Raw genomic sequence first — 18,375 nt, 5'->3', positions numbered from 1 at the left:
GTCGGCGGAAGCCTCACTCCCGGTTGATGCTGTGCACGTGGTCGGTGTCGTCACCGCGCGGCGGCTGGACGTGGCCCTCGACGTCGTCGTCGTCGGAGCCCTCGACCTGGTGGTGGCGGTGGCCCTCGACGTCGTCGTCGTCGGGACCCTCGACCTGGTGGTGGCGGTGACCCTCGACGTCGTCGTCTTGGTTGATCGGCGGGTCGAACTCGGTGCCCTGCTCGCTCATGGCGCTTCTCCCTTGTCCCCCCGGCCCCAATGGCCGTGATGATCACACTCTGCCCTGGGAGCGCCGGATCGTCTGTCAGCCCGCTGACACAACGCGGAGATCCGGGCGTCAGCGCGTGACGGTGTTGGCGCTGGCGGCCTGGAGCACCGCCTTGACCTGGAGCGGGGTCAGCCACGGGTGCTTGCTGCGCATCAACGCCACCATCCCGGTCACGTGGGGGGCGGCGAAGCTGTTCCCGGTCGCGGTGATCGACCCCCTGTCGGCCCAGGCAACGTCGACGTCGATCCCGCGGGCACCGAACTCCACGGGAGGATGGGGGTTGTAGGCGAGCGCCATCGCCTCGTCCCCGGGCCGGGCGGCGACCGAGACGACCGACGCGTACTGCGAGGGGTACGTCGGACCGGGCAGGTTGTTCGCGGCGCAGACCAGCACGGTGCCGGCGAAGTAGGCATCGTCCGCGACCTCATGGAGCGGCCCGAACATCGTCTCGGACTTGCTGGACAAGGAGAGGTTGACGACGTGCATGCCGCGCTCGACGCACCACTCGACGCCGGCGTGCAACAGGGCACCGCGCCCCTTGAGGTTGGCCCCGAGCACCCGGACCGAGTAGATCTCCGCCTCGGGCGCCAAGGACCTGATGATGGCCGCGCACGCCGTCCCATGGCCGACCAGGTCGTCGTGCGGCCCGACGCGCTCGATGTACCCGAGGTCGACGGAAGGGTCGAGCTCGAACGCAACACCCCCCGCGACGCCCGCGACGCGCGGGTGGTCGGCGTCGACGCCGCTGTCGACCACCGCGACCTTGACCCCCGCGCCGGTGACTCCACCGAAGGCCCACTCGCGGACGTGGTCGATCGGGAGCCGGACGACCTCCTCGAGCGAGCCGCGATCGAAGGCGCCCGACCACGCCGGGCTGGTGCTCACTCCGCCCGTCCCGGCTCTGCCTGCCACGACGCGACCAGTCGCAGGACGTCGCTCCCGAGACGGGCGAGGGGCGGGGCGGACGGGTCGGCGCCGGCGGAGGCCGTGGTGACCAGGGCCATCAGCCCGGCGATGGTCCCGAGCACGTTCAGCGTCCAGTCGCTGGTCTCGTCGACGACCGGGTCGAGCACCGACGCGACCCCGAGGACCTCACCCTCGGCGTCGAGCATCGGCGCGGCGTAGATGGCGGTCGGTACGTAGTGGGTCGACTCGGCGACGTCGCGGGCGAAGCGGGGGTCGGCGTGGACGTCGCGGACGGCGATCGGCTGGCCGGACATGGCCGCCCAGCCCGCGATGCCACGGCTGACCGGGATGGTCACCCCGACGATCTCGTCGGCCCCCGCGCCGTCGGCGGCGACGAACTCCAGCGTCGCGCCGTCGTCGTGCACGAGGGCGATGGAGCAGGCGGCCGCGCCGAACAAGGCACGGGTGGCCTCCACGCAGCGACCGAGGGCGACGTCGACGTCGGGAGCGGAGGTCATGCCGGAACCGTACCGACCACGGTCGGCCATGGGGGCTCACGAACGCCTCAGCAGCGGGTGGCTGGTTGACTGACCGCGTGAAGGTGCCGAAGGTGCTCCAGTCCTTGCCCGACGCCGACGCGAAGCTCCTGCTCCAGGCCGGCAAGGTCAACACCTATGCACGCCGCGACGTGCTCGTGCAGGATGGAGACGTCGCGGACTCCTTCCACATCATGCTCGGCGGGCGGGCCGCGGTGCGGGTCACGACGCCCGCAGGCGAGTCCGCCATCGTCAACATCCTCGGGCCCGACGACCACTTCGGCGAGGTCTCGCTGCTCGGCCGCGCCGACCCCCGACGTACGGCGAGCATCGTGGCGCTCGAGTCGGTCCGCACGCTCAGCATTCCGGCCACCGTGTTCCGCGATCTGTGCGAGCGCAACCCCCGGCTCGAACAGCTGGTGTCCGGCATCCTGGCCCGGAGGGTCGACGAGCTCTCCGCGCAGGTCGTGGAGGCGATGTATGACAGCCTCGAGCGTCGCGTCGTACGTCGGCTGTGCGCGCTCGCGGACATCTACGCGACGGCCTCCGGCGACGTGATCGTCCCGCTGACCCAGGACGAGCTGAGCCAGCTCGTCGGCGGCGCGCGTCCCTCGGTCAACCAGGCGCTCCGTCGCCTCGTCGACGAAGGCCTGATCGAGGTGCGTCGCGGCCGGATCCTCGTCCACGATCCCGCACGGCTGGCCCGGCTCACCGGCTGAGCGATCATCGAGCCGGTGTGACGGTCCTGCCGGCGAAGGCCGCGATGCGCTGATAGGCGTCCGCGTCCTCGGGCGGCTGCTGCTCCGGCTCGAAGACCGGCCCGCGGTTCTCCGGCGTGAGATTGGCCCGCATGAACGCCAACCCACGGTCGGCGACCTCTGCGTCGAGGTCCGAGGTGGGGCGGGCCAGTGCTGCGGCGAGGTCATAGGAATGGACGGCGATCTCGGCGGTCTGCCAGTCGGGACCCATCGGTGCCTCGCCGTCCGCGACGTCCCGCCAGGCACCAAGGAGGTCGTCGGCGGCCGAGCTGAACACGTCCGCGCGCTCGGCGCCGACGTGCGGTGTCGGCGCCCCCCAGTCGACGTCCTCGCCGCGCACCATCTGGGCGAACTTCGCCGGTGCGGCGACCAGGTGGTCGACCAGCTCGGCGGTCGTCCAGTCGTCGCAGGGCGTCGCGGTGCCCAGGTCGTCGTCGCTCACCGAGCCGAGCAGCGCGGTGGCCTGGTCCAGACCACGGGCCAGCACGGCGAGCTCGTCGTCGCGGTTCGTCATCCGTTCACCGTACGCCGGACCCCGGTCGCATCGTACGTCGTGGCTGGGTGAGGATGGCGCGGTGGCCCGCACCCCGACGACCATCCCGCACGGCCGGACCGCCCGCCGCCTCGAGTGGGCACACCTGCCACCCGGGGTGCGCGCGCTGATCGAGCAGCACTGCGGGTCGGACGTGGTCGAGGCCGTCTCTCAGGGGGGCGGGTTCACGCCGGGGTTCGCGTCGGTGCTCATCTGTGCGGACGGGTCGCGGCACTTCGTGAAGGCCGCGTCGACCGTGGCCCAGCGGATGTTCGCCGACGCGTACCGCGAGGAGGCCCGCAAGCTGAGTGCGCTCCCGGAGACCGTCCCGGCACCGCGATTGCTCTGGTTGGTCGACGACGACTGGGTGCTGCTCGGGCTGGAGTACGTCGAGGCGCGAGCGCCGAGGCGCCCGTGGCGGACAGACGACCTCGACCCCTGCCTCGACGCGCTGGAGATCGTTGCCGAGGAGCTGACCCCGGCACCGGAAGCCCTCGGGCTGGATCCGGTCACCCGGGAGTTCGCGACCTGGCCGGCGTTCTGGGACACCGTGCGTGAGCGCCACGAGCTCCCGCACGCCGACGAGGCCGCCGCACTCGCGGCAGGCTTCGCCGAAGTCATGGGCGGGAGCACCGTCGTGCATGTCGACGTGCGTGACGACAACGTGCTGCTGACCACCGACGGACGTGCCCTGTTCTGCGACTGGAACTGGCCGGTCGTCGGGGCGGCGTGGCTGGACTCGCTGTTCATGCTGCTGGGTCCACGCGGAGACGGGCTCGACGTCGAGGCCGTGATCGCGCAGCGCCGGCTGCTCCGCGACGTACCGCCCGACCACGTCGACCGGGTCCTGGCCCTGATCTGCGGGTACTTCCTCAGCTCCGCCGACCAGCCGGTGCCGCCGACCTCACCGCACATCCGAAACGCACAGCGCTGGCAGGGCGAGGTGGTGTGGGGTTGGCTCAGCGAGCGTCGTGGCTGGGAGAGCTGAGCGCGTGGTCCGCCTCTGAATTTGGGCAGGTCAGCGGCCCGCTGGTAACTTTGTGCCTCGCGTGTGCGGCCGCTCGGGCCTGCGCCTCCACCGTCTGTTCCACCCCGAACCCACCGACCGAAGGCCTTATCAGTGGCGAACATCAAGTCCCAGATCAAGCGGAACAAGCAGAACGAGAAGCGTCATCAGCGCAACAAGGCTGTGAAGTCCGAGCTGAAGACCCTCGTCCGCAAGTTCCGCGAGGCCGCGGACTCCGGCGACACCGACGCAGCCGTCGAGGCGAGCCGCGTCGCCGCGCGCAAGCTGGACAAGGCCGTCTCCAAGGGCGTCATCCACAAGAACCAGGCCGCGAACCGCAAGTCGGCCATCATGAAGCGCGCCGCGTCCCTCTGACCTCAGGACCGGTCGCGGAGCCCGGTGACGGTCAGCACCATCCGTTCCAGGGTGTACGACGCGTCGCTGGCGGCCCCCTTGATGTCGGCGTCGGCCTGGGCGATCGTCCGGATCGCCCGGGCGATGGCGGCCTCGGACCAGCCTCGCGACTGGTCGCGGATGGTGCGCACCTTCCAGGGCGGCACCCCCACCTCACGCGCCAGGTCGGCCTCGCGCATCGCGCGCGGCGCTGAGAGGTAGCGGGCGATCCCGCGGGCCGAACCGGCGAACGCGGACGTGACCAGGACCGGCGCCGTACCGCCGTCGAGCGCCCAGCGGAGCTCCTCGAGCGCGGGTCGCCGCCTCCCCCAGAACGCCGCGTCGGCCACGGCGAACGACTTCGCCTCGGCCCGACCCCCGAAGTACCGCTTCACCTTCTCCTCGGTCAGGGTCTCGCCGGGGAAGTCGTTGGCCAGCTGGTCCGTGGCCGCCGAGAGGGAGCGCAGGTCCTGGCCCACCGACTGCACGAGCGCGGTCGCCGCGTCGGGATCGATGTCTGCGCCGTGGGCTCGTGCCTCCGCGGTCACGAACCCGGGGTACTCCGAGGAGCGGAGCTCCTCGGACTTCACCTCGGTGACCGCGTCGAGCTTGCGCAGCTTGGTGACCACGCCCGAACCCTTCTGCCCGCCGCCGTGCACGAGCACCACGGCGACGTCCTCCACGGGGGAGGCCGCGTAGTCGAGCAGGCCGTCGACCGACTCGTCCGGCAGGTTCTCCAGCCCGACCACCACCACGCAGCGGGTGGACGAGAACAACGAGGGCGCCGCGAGCTCGCCGAGAGCGGCGGCGGTCAGCCCGGCGGCCTGCGTCTCGGAGAGCTCGGCCTCGCGGTCGTGGCGGCGTACGGCGTCCCGGACCCCGGACACCGTGCGCTCGGAGAGGAACTCCTCCTTGCCGGTCACCAAGGTGACGCGACCGAGCACGTCGGCGGGCGTCGGTCCTCGCATGGCCGAAGCCTCGCACACCGGACCGACACCTCCGCGACCCGTGGCCCGGCGCCGTGCCGAGGAGCCGGTGGCCCGACCGAACGCCGACCGTGGGCGCCGGGCGGCGCACGAGGTCCTGGCCGGGATCTGGGCCCGCTCACCGCAGGGTCACGGCTCCCAGCCTTCCGCCACGCTCGACCACCGCGACACTTCCGTCCTGATCGGTGCGCAGCACCCGCTCTCCGGTCGCGGACAACCCCGCGACGGTCGCGGGCGCTGGGTGTCCGTAGTCGTTGTCCGCACCCACCGAGATCACGGCGAGACGGGCCTGGAGGGACTGCAGGAACGGCATGTCCTGGTACCGGCTCCCGTGGTGGGGCACCTTGAGGACGTCGACGTGGAGGCCGGGCAGCGCCGAGGCCAGGCGCTCCTGACCTTCGGGCTCGATGTCGCCACCGAGGAAGAAGGTGACGCCCCGGATCTGCGCCAGCATCACCACGCTCGCGTTGTTGGCGGTGCTGCCGTCGCCCGGTCCGACCGTCGGCGAGTCGGGCAGCGGCCAGATCGGCTCGAGCGTGATGTCGCCGATGCGGCGGGTCTCGGCGTACGGCGCCTGCTCGGTGCGTAGCCCGGCCCGCGTCGTCGTCTCACGCACCAGTGAGACGCCCTCGGGCGGGTCCTGCAGCCGGGTCACCCACACGGTCCCGACCTGACGGCCGTCGAGGACCCCCGGCAGGCCGTTCACGTGGTCGGCGTGGAAGTGCGTCAGCACCACCAAGGGCACCCGTCCGATGCCCAGGCCGTCGAGGCACCGGTCCATCGGTCGCGCGTCCGGACCCGCGTCGACGACGACCGCGGTGTGCGGAAGCCCGGTGTTGAGCACGAGACCGTCGCCCTGGCCCACGTCGCAGGCCACCATCAGCCACTCGTCGGGTGGCCACCAGGGGGTCGGCACCCGGACCACGACCGAGACCACCATCAGCCCGCAGCAGGCCAGCCCCGTCGAGCGTCGGCCCAGCAGCCGCGGCGCCAGCAGCACGATCGCCACACAGAGCCCGGTCAGCAGGGTCAACGCCACCGGGCCACTCCCCCACGACACCGCCGCGGTGGGCAGAGCGGCACCGCGCTCGGCCACCTCCACGATCCACGCGACGCACCAGCCCGCGCCGACACCGACGAGCCGCCCGGCCGTCGGCCACACCAGGGTCACCAGCCCGCCGACGAGTCCGAGCACGGTGGCCGGGCCGACGGCGGGCGCCGCGAGCAGGTTGGCCGCGACGGCGACCAGGCTCACCTGACCGGCGATCGCGGCGATCAGGGGTGTACACGCCAGCTGGGCCGCGGCGGGCACCGCCACCGCCTCCGCCACCCAACGCGGCAGCCAGACCGCGAGCGCGTCGCGCCAGGCCGGAGCGAGGAGCAGGATCCCGGCGGTGGCGAGCACGGAGAGTCCGAAACCGACCGCCGACGCCAGGGCCGGGTCGACGAGCAGCAGGACGATCGTGGCCACGCCGAGCGCGCGCGTGCCGCGGTCAGCGCCGTTCGCGCCCATCCCGAGCAGAGCCACCGAGCCCATCGCCGCGGCCCGGAGCACGCTCGGCTCGGCCCGCGCCAGCAGGACGAACCCGAGGATCCCTCCGGCACCGACGAGGTACAGCCATCGGCCACGCACGTGCAACCAGCGCGCCACGACCAGCGCGAAGCCGACGACCAGCGTGAGGTTGGTGCCCGACACCGCGAGCAGGTGGGTGAGCCCGGTCGTGCGGAAGTCGTCGGCCAGGGCCGGATCGAGCCCGGCGTCGTCGCCGTCGACCAGGGCCGGCACCAGCACCCGAGTGTCCGGAGGCAGTTCGGCCACCGACTCGCGGAGCGCTGCCCGCACGCGACCGGACGCGCGCCACCACGGATCGGGAGCAGCCTGGATGTTCGGCGTCTCCGACGTCGAGACCACTGCGGCCACGTCGCCTCCGGACGCGACGTCCAGGTGACCGGTCAGCCGCACCGTCGCCCCCAACGGCACGTCGAGCCAGGACTCCCGCCCGAAGACGAGCACCGGCTCGCGCAGCCCGATCAGGCGACCCTCCGCACTCACCTGTCCGACCTGGAGCCGCACCAGCACCTCCGGGGCGAACCGCCCCTGGATCCTCCGCGGGTCGTCGACGACTGTGCCGGTGAGCGTCGCCTCGGCCCGGGTCTCGGCGAGCCGGGTCAGCGGGTTGTCGGTGACTCGCTCGTGACGCACTCCCGCGGCCGTGGCCACCGCGGCGTACACGACCAGGCCGGCGAGCAGCGCCAGGGCGGCACCGTGGCTGCGCCAGCGGGCGAGGGCCGCCGCCACGAGCGCCAGGACACACCCCGACGCCATCGGCAGGACGGGGCCATGACCGGCGCCGGCCAGCGCGCCGGCCCAGCCGAAGACCGCGAGGAACACCGTCCGCAGGTCGGGCAGTGGGCGTCGCACGCGGACCTCAGATCGTCACGTAGGGCGTGAGCTTGGCCAAGGTGGCGTCGCCGATGCCGTCGACGTCGAGCAGCTGGTCGACCGACGTGAATCCGCCGTGCTGGGTGCGCCAGGTGATGATCGACTGCGCGGTGACCGGGCCGACCTCTGGCAGCGACTCCAGCGCCGTCTCGTCGGCGGTGTTGATGTTCACCAACGTGCCGACCGGCGAGCCACCGGCCGAGGCGGACCCGGACACGACCGGAGCGGCCGCCTGGCCGACCACGACCTGCTCACCGTCGGTGAGCACCCTCGCGAGGTTGAGCCCGGCCAGGTCGACCCCCGGGCGTGCGCCCCCGGCCGCCCGCACGGCGTCGATGACCCGGGCGCCCTGACGAAGCACCGCGATGCCTGGTCGCCGGACCTTGCCGGCGACGTCCACGACGACCTTCCCCGTCCCCGCGCTCGCCTTCGCCGCCCCGGGGCCGCCGGTCGACGAGCCGTCCGGCGTCGCCAGCGCGTTCCGGGGCGTGGTGGGGGCGCTCGGCGCCGCCAGCTCGTGCCCGCCGCTGCGGACCAGCCACCAGCAGGTGAGGGCGAGGCCCACGACGGCGAGGACCGCGACGACCGCGAGCTGCCCGGAGCCCAGGGCCACCCGCCCGCGTAGCACGTCGGGCAGGCCCAGCACCCAGGTCGACGGCGTACGTCGCGACGCGTGCCGCCCCGGGAGCCGAGCCACCGACGGCGCCGGACCGACCTCGTCATCGAGCCGCCCAGCGGTCTCCACCGCGGGCTCCGACAGGTCACCGACCACCCGCACCGTGGCGAGCTCGGTCGTGAGCAGCTCGAGCCGGCGAGCCACAGCGGCGTCGTGCTGAGCGGCGAGGGATCGGCTGCGCATGACGGTGACGCTAGGAGCGCGGACCGTCGCGCCGATCCGCTCGTCGTCGACCCTGTGGACGGTGCTCGCCCGACCGGATCCTGTGGACGATGACCGGTGCGGGACCTATCGCCTCGACGTCTCGAGCAGAGGAGCCACGCACGCGGCGACCATCCCGGGTCCGACGTGCGCGCCGAGCACCGCGCCCAGCTCGCCGCACCACACCTCGCGCCCCTCCAGGTCCGTGGCGAGCCGCTCGGCCAGCCGTCCGGCGAGCTCACCCGCCCGGTCGGGGTTGGCCAGGTGGGAGACGCAGAGCTCGATCGGCCGGTCACCCGCGGCCTCGACGATCAGGTCCTCCAGCCGGCTGAGCGCCCGGGCCGAGGTGCGCACCCGGTCGAGGTTCACGACCCGGCCCTCGTCGATCCGCAGCAGCGGCTTCATCGACAGGGCACCGCCCAGCAGCGCCGCCGCGGCGCCGATCCGTCCCCCACGCCGGAGGTACTCCAGGGTGTCCACGTAGAACAACGCCGTCGCCGTAGCCGCACGTGCTCGCGCGGCCGCCGCCGCGTCGGCCACGGAGCCGCCGGCGTCGAGGACGTCGGCCGCACTCAGCGCGGCGTACCCCGTCGCGACGCCGACCTGACGCGAGTCGACGACGGTCACCGGCACGGGCGCGTCGCGCGCGGCCAGCTGGGCGGACTCGTAGGTGCCACTCATCTCCGCCGACAGGTGGATCGACAGGATCTCGGTCGCGCCGTCCTGCGCCGCCTTCGCGTAGACCTCCGTGAGGTACGTCGGAGACGGCCGCGACGTGCTCACCGGACGGAATCCCCGCAGTGCCTCGGCGACCATCTCGGGCGTCGCACCGTCCGGGCCCTCGTCGTAGACGGTCGCCCCGATCACGACCTGGAGCGGTACCACCACGATGCCGCGGTCCTCGGCCACCTCCGGCGGCAGCGAGGCCGTCGAGTCGGTGACGACCACCGCGGTGCCGGACATGGCGGAACGTTAGCCGACGACGATGTTGACCAGCCTCGGTGCGCGCACGATCACCCGACGCACGGGCGACCCGTCGATCGCCCGGACGACGGCGGGGTCGGCCATCGCCGCGGCCTCCAGGTCGGAGTCGCTGATCGTCGGCGGCACGTCCAGCCGCGCCCGCACCTTGCCCTGCACCTGGACGACCGCGGTGACGGAGTCCTCGACCAGCAGTACGTCGTCGACGGCAGGCCAGCCGGCACGCGCGATCGAGGGCTCGTGACCCAGCCGCTCCCACATCTCCTCCGCCGTGTACGGCGCCACCAGCGACAGCATGATCGCGACCGCCTCCGCGGCCTCGCGTACCGCCGGGTCGTCCGGACCCGGGCCCGAGTCGATCGCCTTGCGAGTCGCGTTCACCAGCTCCATGGTCCGCGCGACCATGACGTTGAACCGGTGCGCCTCGACCAGCTGCTCGGCCTCGTGCAGCGTCCTGTGGGTGACCTTGCGCAGCGCGACGTCACCCCACGCCGGGTCCGCGACGGCGCTCGAGGTCACGTCACCGCTCAGCCGCCACGCGCGCTGCAGGAAGCGCAGCGACCCACTGGGCGACATGTCGGCCCAGTCGATGTCGTCCTCCGGGGGCCCCGCGAAGACCAGGGTCAGCCGTACCGCATCCACGCCGTACGCCGATAGTTGCTCCCCCAATCTGACGCCATTGCCCTTGGACTTCGACATCTTGGCGCCTTGGTTGATGACGATTCCCTGGTTCAGCTGTGCCGAGAACGGCTCGCGGAACTCCAGCAGACCCATGTCGGCCAGCACCTTGGTGAAGAACCGCGCGTACAGCAGGTGCAGTACGGCGTGCTCGACGCCGCCGATGTAGATGTCGCACGGCCCCCACAGGTTGGCCAGCTCGACGTCGAACGCCTGGGTGTGGTCGTGCGGCGAGCAGTAGCGCAGGAAGTACCACGACGAGTCCACGAAGGTGTCCATCGTGTCGCTGTCGCGCTTGGCCGGGCCCCCGCAGCGCGGGCACTCGACGTTCACCCACTCCTCGGCGGCGGCCAGCGGCGAGACCCCCTTCGGGGTCAGGTCGCGGCCCCGCAGCTCGGGCAGGAGGACGGGCAGCTGGTCCTCGGCGACCGCGATCTCTCCGTCCTTCTCGCAGTGGATGACCGGGATCGGGGCGCCCCAGTAGCGCTGCCGGGACAGCAGCCAGTCGCGCAGACGGAAGTTCACCGCGCCGGTGCCGATGCCCTCGGACTCCAGCCAGTCGATGATCGTCCGCTTCGCCTCCTCGACGCCCATCCCGTCCAGCGACACCGAGTCGTTGTGGGAGTTCACGGCCGGGCCGTCTCCGACGTACGCCATCTTGTCGGGGCCCTCCCAGCCCTCGGCCGGCTGCACGGTGCGCACGATCGGCAGGTCGAAGACCTTCGCGAAGTCCCAGTCGCGCTGGTCCTGGCCGGGCACCGCCATGATCGCGCCGGTGCCGTAGTCGGCCAGCACGTAGTCCGCGGCGTACACGGGGATCTGCGCCCCGGTCGCCGGGTTGGTCGCATGGACGCCCAGGAAGACGCCGGTCTTGGGCCGGTCGGTCGACAGCCGGTCGATGTCGCTGGCCTTGCGCACCTCCTCCAGGTACGCGTCGTACGCCGAGCGTTGCTCGTCGGTGACCAGCTCGCCGGCCAGCGCGGCGTCGGCGGCCACCACCATGAACGTCGCGCCGAAGAGCGTGTCGGGCCGGGTCGTGTAGACACTGATGTCGTCGTGCCCTTCGACCGGGAAGCTCACGTGCGCACCCTCGGACCGCCCGATCCAGTTGCGCTGCGCGGTGATCACGCGCTCCGGCCACGTCGGCGCCAGGTCGTCCAGGCAGTCCAGCAGCTCCTGGGCGTAGTCGGTGATCTTGAAGTACCACTGCGTCAGGTCGCGCTTGGTGACCTCGGCCCCGCAGCGCTCGCAGTGGCCGTCGATGACCTGCTCGTTGGCCAGCACGGTCTGGTCGTTCGGACACCAGTTGACCGGGCTCTTCTTCCGATACGCCAGCCCGCGCTCGTAGAACTTCAGGAACAGCCACTGCGTCCAGCGGTAGTACTCCGGGTCGCTGGTGTTGAAGGTGCGGGTCCAGTCGAAGCTCGCACCGAACCGCTTGCAGGAGTCCATCTGGGTGGCGATGTTGGCGTAGGTGAACGTCGCGGGGTGCTCGTCGCGCTGGATGGCGGCGTTCTCGGCGTTCAGCCCGAACGAGTCGAACCCCATCGGGTTCAGCACCTCGTAGCCCTTCTGCCACCAGTAGCGCGCGACCACGTCGTGCAGCGCGAACACCTCCGCGTGACCCATGTGCAGGTCACCGGACGGGTAGGGGAACATCGTCAGCGCATACCGCTTCTCGCGCGTCCCGGACTGCACGACGTCGTCGCTCGCCCGGAACGGCTGCAGCCCCTCCCAGCGGCGGTACCACTTCTCCTCGGTGGCCCCGATGTCGTACGTCGCGGCAGCACCGCTCTCGGGCTGGTCGGCCTGGGTGTCGGCCTGCTCCTGGCTCATGGTGATCGCTCTTTCGTCTCGCTCTGCTCTCTGCGACATTCACTCAGACCACTGGGACATTCACTGGGACATGAAAAAGCCCCTCGCAGGGAGGGGCGGCCGCGCGACGGTGAGACGTCAGCGCGGCTGTCGAAGAAGCAGGGTGCTCGTACGGTGCCGCATGCATCCATCGTAACCGAAACGTGCTGGCGACCGCTCCCGGGTTGCCCCTAGGTTCCCGCGCATGACCGACCTGAGCAGGTACGACGACTGGCTGGCCTGGCTCAAGGGCATCGGCGAGACCGACCCCGACGTGCGCGTCGTGTTCGTGGGCGGCTCGGCGGTCACCGGCGGGTACGACGACCACTCCGACCTCGACGTCGAGGTGCTGGCCACGCCCGGCACGGCGGCTGCGGCGTACCGGCGGATGCTCGACGCCGCGCTACGCGACTTCGAGGTGTACCAGGTCTGGGAGCTTCCCGAGACGACCTGGCCGGACGGCCGGCAGGCGTTCCTCACCCTCACCCCCGACGCCGGCGACATGTCGCGGCCGACCCGCATCATCGACCTGCACGTCTCGGACCTCGCCGACGAGCACCGGCTCATCGACGAGCGGCGGCACGGCGTACCCCATGTCGTGCACGACCCCGACGGGCTCGTCGAGCTGCGCCATGACGACGAGGAGGAGATGACCAGGTCGCGTGCGGAGGCGGTCGAGCAGGCCGCCGCCCGCCGTCCCACGGCACAGTGGCTCGTCAACCGCGCGATCGCTCGTGGGGACACGGTCGAGGCGGTCGCCTTCCACCACAGCTACGGCGTGAGCGCGCTGGTACGCCTGCTGCGGATCCGGCACTGCCCGGCCCGCCACGACTTCGGGCTGCGCTACCTGGGCACCGACCTCCCGCCCGGGTACGCCGAACGGGTCGCCGCCCTGCTCGAGGGCGACGACCTGCAGAGCCGCGCCGACGCGACCTTCGCCTGGCAGGACGAGCTGCTCGCCGACCTCGCTGCCCGGGGCTGAGCCAGGCTGAGCCGGGCTCAGCCTGACTTGGGCTTCAGTCGGCCTCGCCACCGTCGTCGACCACGAGCGGGCGGAGGAAGGCCCAGCCGATGAAGAAGACCGAGAACGCGAGGAGCCCGATCCCCACCCACAGGTTGGCGTTCACCCCGGAGACCTTCGCCCGGTCCGCGCTGCTGGTCGAGAAGGACGCCACGACGAGCACCACGCCGTAGATGCCCAGCAGGGCCCCGATGATGTTGCGGATGTCGAAGAGACTGACCTTCGGCTTCTCCGTGCCGTTCTGGCTCATGCGACCCGCCTCCTACCGGAAGATCACGTTCAGGATGATGACCATGACCAGGGACACTCCCGCAAGCTTGGTGGGCGCCAGCCACCAGTGGTCCTCGTGCTCGTCGTGCAGGTCCTCTTTGGGAGTCTCGGAGTAGACCAGCCCGCGCAGCTCCGAGTCCGGTTTGGATTCGGTGACAAAGGTGACTGCCACGCTGACGGCCACGTCGACGATGAACGCCGCTCCCGCCGCCAGGAAGCTGGCGCCCTGGCCGCCGACGTGCAGGAACCCGGTGCTCGCGGAGCCGAACGCGTCCTCGGAGAGGAACGCGACCAGGACGGCGGCGAGGGTGCCGGAGACCAGCCCGGTCCAGGCCGCGGTCGCGGTCATCCGCTTCCAGAACATGCCGAGGATGAACGTCGCGAACAGCGGCGCGTTGAAGAAGCCGAACAGGGTCTGCAGGTAGGTCATGATGTTCGGGAACTGGCTCGCGAAGTACGACGTCCCGATCGCGAGCGCGGTCGCGACCACGGTCGCCCCGCGGCCGAAGGCGGTGTAGAAGCGGTCCGGCTTGTCCTTCTGGATGTAGGTCTGCCAGATGTCGTAGCTCATCACCGTGTTGAAGGCCGAGATGTTGGCCGCCATCCCCGCCATGAATGCGGCGAGCAGCCCGGCGATCGCCACGCCGAGCAGACCGTTCGGAAGCAGCTGTTTCATGAGCAGGAGCAGCGAGTCGTTGTAGGTGATGCCGCCGGCGCCGGAGGCACCTCCCGAGCTCTTCAGCTTCGCCAGCGGGGAGATCAGGACCGCCGCCATCATGCCCGGGATGATGATGATGAACGGGATGAACATCTTCGGGAACGACCCGATGATCGGGGCGCGCCGCGCGGAGTTCATGTCCTTGGACGCCATCGCGCGCTGCACCTCGACGAAGTTGGTCGTCCAGTAGCCGAAGGACAGCACGAAGCCGAGGCCGAAGACGATCCCGACGACCGACCAGAAGGACGAGCTGTACGTCGTGATCGTCGTACCGGGCCAGGAGTCGAGCTGGTTGCTCGTACCCGCGGCCGACATCTTGTCCTTGAGACCGTTCCAGCCGCCGACCTCGTGGAGAGCCAGCAGCGTCAGTGGGAGCAACGCCGCCACGATCACGAAGAACTGGAGCACCTCGTTGTAGATCGCCGCGGACAGCCCGCCGAGGGTGATGTAGGAGAGCACGATGATCGCGGCCGCGACGGTCGAGACCCAGATGGTCCAGCCGAGCAAGGCGTTCACGATCGTGGCCAGCAGGTACAGGTTCACGCCGGCGATCAGGATCTGGGCCACTGCGAAACTGATCGCGTTGACCAGGTGTGCCTCGGGCCCGAAGCGGCGGAGCATGAACTCCGGCACGGAGCGGACCTTGGAGCCGTAGTAGAACGGCATCATCACCACGCCGAGGAACAGCATCGCCGGGATCGCGCCGATCCAGTAGTAGTGGAAGGTCGCCATGCCGTACTGCGCTCCGTTGGCGGACATGCCCATGATCTCGACGGCGCCGAGGTTCGCGGAGATGAACGCCAACCCGGTGACCCACGCGGGGAGTGATCGACCCGAGAGGAAGAAGTCGATGCTGCTCGAGATCGAGGCGCGGGCCGAGAGGCCGATCCCGAGCACGAAGACGAAGTACAGCGCGATCAGCAGGTAGTCGACCCAGTTCGCATCCATGCGCAGGATCGACGACGCCAGGACGTGCATGGAGAACCTCCGAGTCATCCCGTGGGCAGTGTGGCACGTTGCTCCCGGTCCCGACCAGATCGTCAGGGACCGGGAACGACGTACCCCCGAAGGGGTGACTCGATGCACGGACAGCGTCAGAGCGCGCGTCTGCGCGGTGAACACAGGTCACGAGCGCCGGCGTCATCGGTGGCCCCTACCATGCGCAGGTGACCTCCCTCGACCTGTTCCGGCTCGACGGTCGCGTGGCGATCGTGACCGGTGCGTCGTCGGGCCTCGGCGTGGCGTTCGCGCAGTCGCTCGCGGAGGCGGGCGCCGACGTCGTGCTCGGTGCGCGCCGGGTCGACCGGCTCGCGGAGACCGCCACTGTGGTGGAGGCGACGGGGCGACGGTCGCTGGTGGTGCCGACCGACGTCTCCGACCCGGATGCGTGTACGGCGCTCGCCCGGGCGGCGATGGAGGCGTTCGGCAGGGTCGACGTGCTCGTCAACAACGCCGGCGTCGGCACTGCTGTCCCGGCCACCCACGAGACCCCGGAACAGTTCCGGTCGGTGATCGACGTGAACCTCAACGGCTGCTACTGGATGGCGCAGGCCTGTGGCCGGGTGATGCAGAGAGGGTCGTCGATCATCAACATCTCCTCGGTGCTCGGGCTCACCACCGCGGGCCTCCCCCAGGCGGCGTACGCCTCGTCGAAGGCCGGCCTGATCGGACTGACCCGCGACCTCGCCCAGCAGTGGACCGGCCGCAAGGGCATCCGGGTCAACGCGCTCGCGCCGGGCTTCTTCGAGTCGGAGATGACCGACCAGTACCCCGAGGGCTACCTCGAGTCGATGCAGGTGCGCCTACCCGCGGGTCGGGCCGGCCACCCGGCCGAGCTCGCCGCGACGGTGGTGTTCCTCGCCTCCGACGCCGCCGGCTACATCACCGGGCAGACCCTCGCGGTCGACGGCGGGATGACCATCACCTAGCCCGGTCACCGGCTCAGTACTCGTCGGGACTCATCAGCATGAAGCCGACCCAGGCCAGGAACAGGACCATCCCGGCCAGGAACAGCCACGACCACTCGAACTCGAACCCCGCGGCGGTGACCAGCACCAGCACGCCCCCGATCACCATGCGAAAGGAAGGAAGCTCCACGGCCCCAGATTAGCGGCGGCTCTCAGCGAGCGAACGCCGAGTCGTCGGCGAGGCCCACCCGCGCCGGCGTCGTTGCCGCGCTCACGACTCGGCTCCGGTCGTCGAGGCGCTGGGTCGGAGGTGGACCAGGCACACGTCGGGCTCGGCGAAGGCCTCGAGCCGGTCGACCTTGATCGGCGCGCGCCAGGTCTCGAACGCGCCCTGCATGAGGCCGAGATGGATCGGGCAGACGACCCGGGTGCTGGTCTGCGCGAGCTCCAGGAACGGACAGCTCCGCAGCTCGATCCGGCTCGGCCCGCCGGCCTGGTCCGGTGCGAAGCCCAGCCGGTCCAGCATCCTGAGCATCCGAGTGCGCGCCGCGCGCGCCGTACGCAAGGGAGTCCCCTCCGTGGCGACCCGGCTTCCCCAGCGGCGCCCGATCTCGGTCGCGCGGCGGCTCGCCTGCGGGTCTGACTCGAGGTCCTCGCCGAGGATCGCGGCCAGGGCCTGGTACTCCCGCCGGCCTTCCGGATCCATCCGCCCGACGGGTCGGTACGCCGCCGGGGGACGGCCCCGTCGTCCGTGCTCGACGGCAACCGCTTCGACCCGGCCGGCGCGGGTCAGGGCGTTGAGATGGAACCGGACGGTGTTGGCGTGGACGCCCAGCCGCTCGGCGATCTCGGCGATCCCGAGCGGCCCGCCCGCGGCGCGGAGAACCTCGAGGACCTCCTCACGGCGGCGGTGCCGACGCGGCTCGTCGTTCGTCATGCGCCCGAAGGGTCCTGCGGCGGGAGCCCGGCGACGAGGGGCGTGTCCACGCCGAGCGCCCCGAGCTTCGCCGCGCCGCCGGGCGAGCCGAGCGGCGTCTCGCACCCGTCGAGGGTGTCGGCGAAGAACGCCGCGTTGTCCGCGAGGAAGGGGACGAGCGCCCCCGGCAGATCGTCCTCGTAGTAGATCGCCTCGACCGGGCAGACCGGCTCGCAGGCGCCACAGTCCACACACTCGTCCGGATGGATGTAGAGGCTGCGCTTCCCCTCGTAGATGCAGTCGACCGGACACTCGTCGACGCACGCCCGGTCGAGCACGTCGACACAGGGCTGACCGATCACGTATGTCATGGGCTAGAGTTTACACAAGTCAGTGTTGTGATAATAGGAGGGCCCGTGACCGACCAGCAGACCGAGCCGGAGCTCGACGTACGACCGCTTCGCAAGCCCGACAAGCACCCCACGATCTTCGCCGCGTACGACTCGTTGCCCACCGGGTCGTCGTTCGTCCTCGTCAACGACCACGACCCTCGGCACCTGCGCGACGAGTTCGAGGCCGACCATGCCGGGAGCTATGGGTGGGAGTACCTGTCTCGCGAGCCGCGGGACTACCGCATCCGGATCCGCAAGCTCAGCGCCACACCCCTACCGCGTGTCCTCGTGGACACCCGCTCGATCGTGGACGGCGACGGTCGAGACCCGGAGGAGGCCGGCGCGTTGTGGAAGCTCGACGTCCGCGAGCGCGACCTCGACTCCAACGTGGTGGCCGTCCCGCCCGGCGGCGCGATCGACGCGCACGCGGGGCCGGACCTCGACGTACTCGTGCACGTGCTCGACGGATCCGGAACCGTGACGACCGAGCTGGGCACGACGGTCGAGCTCGAGCCGGGGGTGCTGCTTTGGCTCCCGAAGCGCTCACGTCGCGCGTTCCGGGCCGGCGACGACGGTCTCCGTTACCTGACCGTGCACCGGCGTCGCCAGGCGCTGGTGCTCGATCCCACCGCCCGGCCCGACGCTCGCGCGGGTGGCTGAGGGACGCGGCGCAGCCAGCAGAACGAAGGTCGTGGAGATCCCCGACCACGCGGGGACGTACGGCGACCTGGTCTCTTGAGCGGACCGTGATCGTGACCTGTTCGTGACCGGATGCCTGTGGAGAAGGGGTTCTGGGCGGTCGGTCTGTCGGTGGGTCATGCCAGAGTGACCACATGGATGTGGTGGAGGTTGACGAGCTGTCGGGCGGTGAGCTGCTCGACCATGCCGCCGACCTCGCGGACACCCAACACCGGTGCGAGATCGGGATCCTCC

At 71.1% G+C, this 18,375-nt stretch carries 20 protein-coding genes; 6 read left to right on the top strand and 14 right to left on the bottom strand.

What is annotated here, in order from left to right; translation table 11 throughout:
* Positions 1-13: 13 nt before the first annotated feature.
* From VGJ24_RS06175 to VGJ24_RS06165, 3 genes are all read right to left on the bottom strand, one after another.
* Complete coding sequence (locus VGJ24_RS06175; RefSeq protein ID WP_331499633.1) at positions 14-229, bottom strand: hypothetical protein; 216 nt, start codon at positions 227-229, stop codon at positions 14-16.
* A 108-nt stretch (positions 230-337) separates the two neighbouring features.
* On the bottom strand, positions 338-1,153 hold the full coding sequence (locus VGJ24_RS06170; RefSeq protein ID WP_331499632.1) for a S8 family serine peptidase: 816 nt from the start codon (positions 1,151-1,153) through the stop codon (positions 338-340).
* Entirely contained in the window at positions 1,150-1,692 is a 543-nt protein-coding gene (locus VGJ24_RS06165; RefSeq protein WP_331499631.1) for a GAF domain-containing protein, read from the bottom strand. The genes VGJ24_RS06170 and VGJ24_RS06165 overlap by 4 nt, the downstream gene beginning before the upstream one ends.
* A 77-nt stretch (positions 1,693-1,769) precedes the next feature.
* Here VGJ24_RS06165 and VGJ24_RS06160 point away from each other — a divergent pair, with 77 nt between their 5' ends.
* Positions 1,770-2,429 carry a Crp/Fnr family transcriptional regulator gene (locus VGJ24_RS06160; RefSeq protein WP_331499630.1) on the top strand — a complete coding sequence of 220 codons (660 nt, stop codon included), beginning with the start codon at positions 1,770-1,772 and terminating at the stop codon, positions 2,427-2,429.
* Positions 2,430-2,433: 4 nt separating this feature from the next.
* Here VGJ24_RS06160 and VGJ24_RS06155 read toward each other — a convergent pair whose 3' ends face one another.
* Positions 2,434-2,982: a maleylpyruvate isomerase family mycothiol-dependent enzyme gene (locus VGJ24_RS06155; RefSeq protein WP_331499629.1), complete on the bottom strand. Its 549-nt coding sequence runs from the start codon at positions 2,980-2,982 to the stop codon at positions 2,434-2,436.
* 61 nt (positions 2,983-3,043) lie between these two features.
* On the opposite strand from VGJ24_RS06155, the gene VGJ24_RS06150 reads away from it, so the two are divergent.
* Both VGJ24_RS06150 and rpsT read left to right on the top strand, forming a co-directional pair.
* Entirely contained in the window at positions 3,044-3,988 is a 945-nt protein-coding gene (locus tag VGJ24_RS06150) for a hypothetical protein (protein ID WP_331499628.1), read from the top strand.
* Between the two features lie 132 nt (positions 3,989-4,120).
* Positions 4,121-4,381, top strand: a complete 261-nt coding sequence (gene rpsT, locus VGJ24_RS06145) for a 30S ribosomal protein S20 (protein ID WP_331499627.1) — start codon at positions 4,121-4,123, stop codon at positions 4,379-4,381.
* A gap of 2 nt (positions 4,382-4,383) precedes the next feature.
* On the opposite strand, the gene holA is transcribed toward rpsT, so the two are convergent.
* The 5 genes from holA to leuS all read right to left on the bottom strand — a co-directional run bounded on the left by holA (position 4,384) and on the right by leuS (position 12,200).
* Positions 4,384-5,367 carry a DNA polymerase III subunit delta gene (gene holA / locus VGJ24_RS06140; RefSeq protein WP_331499626.1) on the bottom strand — a complete coding sequence of 328 codons (984 nt, stop codon included), beginning with the start codon at positions 5,365-5,367 and terminating at the stop codon, positions 4,384-4,386.
* A gap of 136 nt (positions 5,368-5,503) precedes the next feature.
* The gene (locus VGJ24_RS06135; RefSeq protein WP_331499625.1) at positions 5,504-7,807 is read right to left on the bottom strand and encodes a ComEC/Rec2 family competence protein; all 2,304 of its coding nucleotides are present in this window, start codon (positions 7,805-7,807) and stop codon (positions 5,504-5,506) included.
* A gap of 7 nt (positions 7,808-7,814) precedes the next feature.
* Complete coding sequence (locus VGJ24_RS06130; RefSeq protein WP_331499624.1) at positions 7,815-8,687, bottom strand: ComEA family DNA-binding protein; 873 nt, start codon at positions 8,685-8,687, stop codon at positions 7,815-7,817.
* 105 nt (positions 8,688-8,792) lie between these two features.
* Positions 8,793-9,668 (bottom strand): DegV family protein, encoded by an 876-nt coding sequence (locus tag VGJ24_RS06125; protein ID WP_331499623.1) that lies wholly within the window; start codon positions 9,666-9,668, stop codon positions 8,793-8,795.
* A gap of 9 nt (positions 9,669-9,677) precedes the next feature.
* On the bottom strand, positions 9,678-12,200 hold the full coding sequence (gene leuS, locus VGJ24_RS06120) for a leucine--tRNA ligase (RefSeq protein ID WP_331499622.1): 2,523 nt from the start codon (positions 12,198-12,200) through the stop codon (positions 9,678-9,680).
* Positions 12,201-12,423: 223 nt separating this feature from the next.
* Here leuS and VGJ24_RS06115 point away from each other — a divergent pair, with 223 nt between their 5' ends.
* Entirely contained in the window at positions 12,424-13,200 is a 777-nt protein-coding gene (locus tag VGJ24_RS06115) for a hypothetical protein (RefSeq protein WP_331499621.1), read from the top strand.
* A 34-nt stretch (positions 13,201-13,234) separates the two neighbouring features.
* Here VGJ24_RS06115 and VGJ24_RS06110 read toward each other — a convergent pair whose 3' ends face one another.
* A complete protein-coding gene (locus VGJ24_RS06110) occupies positions 13,235-13,489 on the bottom strand; it encodes a hypothetical protein (RefSeq protein WP_331499620.1) in 255 nt (84 codons plus the stop codon).
* 12 nt (positions 13,490-13,501) lie between these two features.
* Positions 13,502-15,205 carry a sodium:solute symporter family protein gene (locus tag VGJ24_RS06105; RefSeq protein ID WP_331499619.1) on the bottom strand — a complete coding sequence of 568 codons (1,704 nt, stop codon included), beginning with the start codon at positions 15,203-15,205 and terminating at the stop codon, positions 13,502-13,504.
* A gap of 188 nt (positions 15,206-15,393) precedes the next feature.
* Between VGJ24_RS06105 and VGJ24_RS06100 the strand changes: the two genes are divergently transcribed.
* Positions 15,394-16,155, top strand: a complete 762-nt coding sequence (locus VGJ24_RS06100; protein WP_331499618.1) for a glucose 1-dehydrogenase — start codon at positions 15,394-15,396, stop codon at positions 16,153-16,155.
* A gap of 13 nt (positions 16,156-16,168) precedes the next feature.
* Here VGJ24_RS06100 and VGJ24_RS06095 read toward each other — a convergent pair whose 3' ends face one another.
* From VGJ24_RS06095 to fdxA, 3 genes are all read right to left on the bottom strand, one after another.
* Positions 16,169-16,324, bottom strand: a complete 156-nt coding sequence (locus tag VGJ24_RS06095; RefSeq protein WP_331499617.1) for a hypothetical protein — start codon at positions 16,322-16,324, stop codon at positions 16,169-16,171.
* Positions 16,325-16,405: 81 nt separating this feature from the next.
* Positions 16,406-17,071, bottom strand: a complete 666-nt coding sequence (locus VGJ24_RS06090) for a helix-turn-helix transcriptional regulator (protein ID WP_331499616.1) — start codon at positions 17,069-17,071, stop codon at positions 16,406-16,408.
* Entirely contained in the window at positions 17,068-17,421 is a 354-nt protein-coding gene (gene fdxA / locus VGJ24_RS06085; RefSeq protein WP_331499615.1) for a ferredoxin, read from the bottom strand. Before fdxA ends, VGJ24_RS06090 begins: the two co-directional genes overlap by 4 nt.
* 45 nt (positions 17,422-17,466) lie before the next feature.
* On the opposite strand from fdxA, the gene VGJ24_RS06080 reads away from it, so the two are divergent.
* Positions 17,467-18,102 (top strand): DUF2249 domain-containing protein, encoded by a 636-nt coding sequence (locus VGJ24_RS06080; RefSeq protein ID WP_331499614.1) that lies wholly within the window; start codon positions 17,467-17,469, stop codon positions 18,100-18,102.
* Positions 18,103-18,375: the final 273 nt, after the last annotated feature.

Source organism: Nocardioides sp. (assembly GCF_036493135.1).
GTDB lineage: Bacteria > Actinomycetota > Actinomycetes > Propionibacteriales > Nocardioidaceae > Nocardioides.
This window is presented reverse-complemented; position numbering and strand designations above follow the sequence as displayed.

Coding starts and splice junctions, on each gene's coding strand:
- VGJ24_RS06175 (WP_331499633.1), bottom strand. CDS start 229: ATGAGCGAGCAGGGCACCGAGTTCGACCCGCCGATCAACCAAGACGAC.
- VGJ24_RS06165 (WP_331499631.1), bottom strand. CDS start 1,692: ATGACCTCCGCTCCCGACGTCGACGTCGCCCTCGGTCGCTGCGTGGAG.
- VGJ24_RS06155 (WP_331499629.1), bottom strand. CDS start 2,982: ATGACGAACCGCGACGACGAGCTCGCCGTGCTGGCCCGTGGTCTGGAC.
- holA (WP_331499626.1), bottom strand. CDS start 5,367: ATGCGAGGACCGACGCCCGCCGACGTGCTCGGTCGCGTCACCTTGGTG.
- VGJ24_RS06130 (WP_331499624.1), bottom strand. CDS start 8,687: ATGCGCAGCCGATCCCTCGCCGCTCAGCACGACGCCGCTGTGGCTCGC.
- VGJ24_RS06125 (WP_331499623.1), bottom strand. CDS start 9,668: ATGTCCGGCACCGCGGTGGTCGTCACCGACTCGACGGCCTCGCTGCCG.
- leuS (WP_331499622.1), bottom strand. CDS start 12,200: ATGAGCCAGGAGCAGGCCGACACCCAGGCCGACCAGCCCGAGAGCGGT.
- VGJ24_RS06115 (WP_331499621.1), top strand. CDS start 12,424: ATGACCGACCTGAGCAGGTACGACGACTGGCTGGCCTGGCTCAAGGGC.
- VGJ24_RS06110 (WP_331499620.1), bottom strand. CDS start 13,489: ATGAGCCAGAACGGCACGGAGAAGCCGAAGGTCAGTCTCTTCGACATC.
- VGJ24_RS06105 (WP_331499619.1), bottom strand. CDS start 15,205: ATGCACGTCCTGGCGTCGTCGATCCTGCGCATGGATGCGAACTGGGTC.
- VGJ24_RS06090 (WP_331499616.1), bottom strand. CDS start 17,071: ATGACGAACGACGAGCCGCGTCGGCACCGCCGCCGTGAGGAGGTCCTC.
- fdxA (WP_331499615.1), bottom strand. CDS start 17,421: ATGACATACGTGATCGGTCAGCCCTGTGTCGACGTGCTCGACCGGGCG.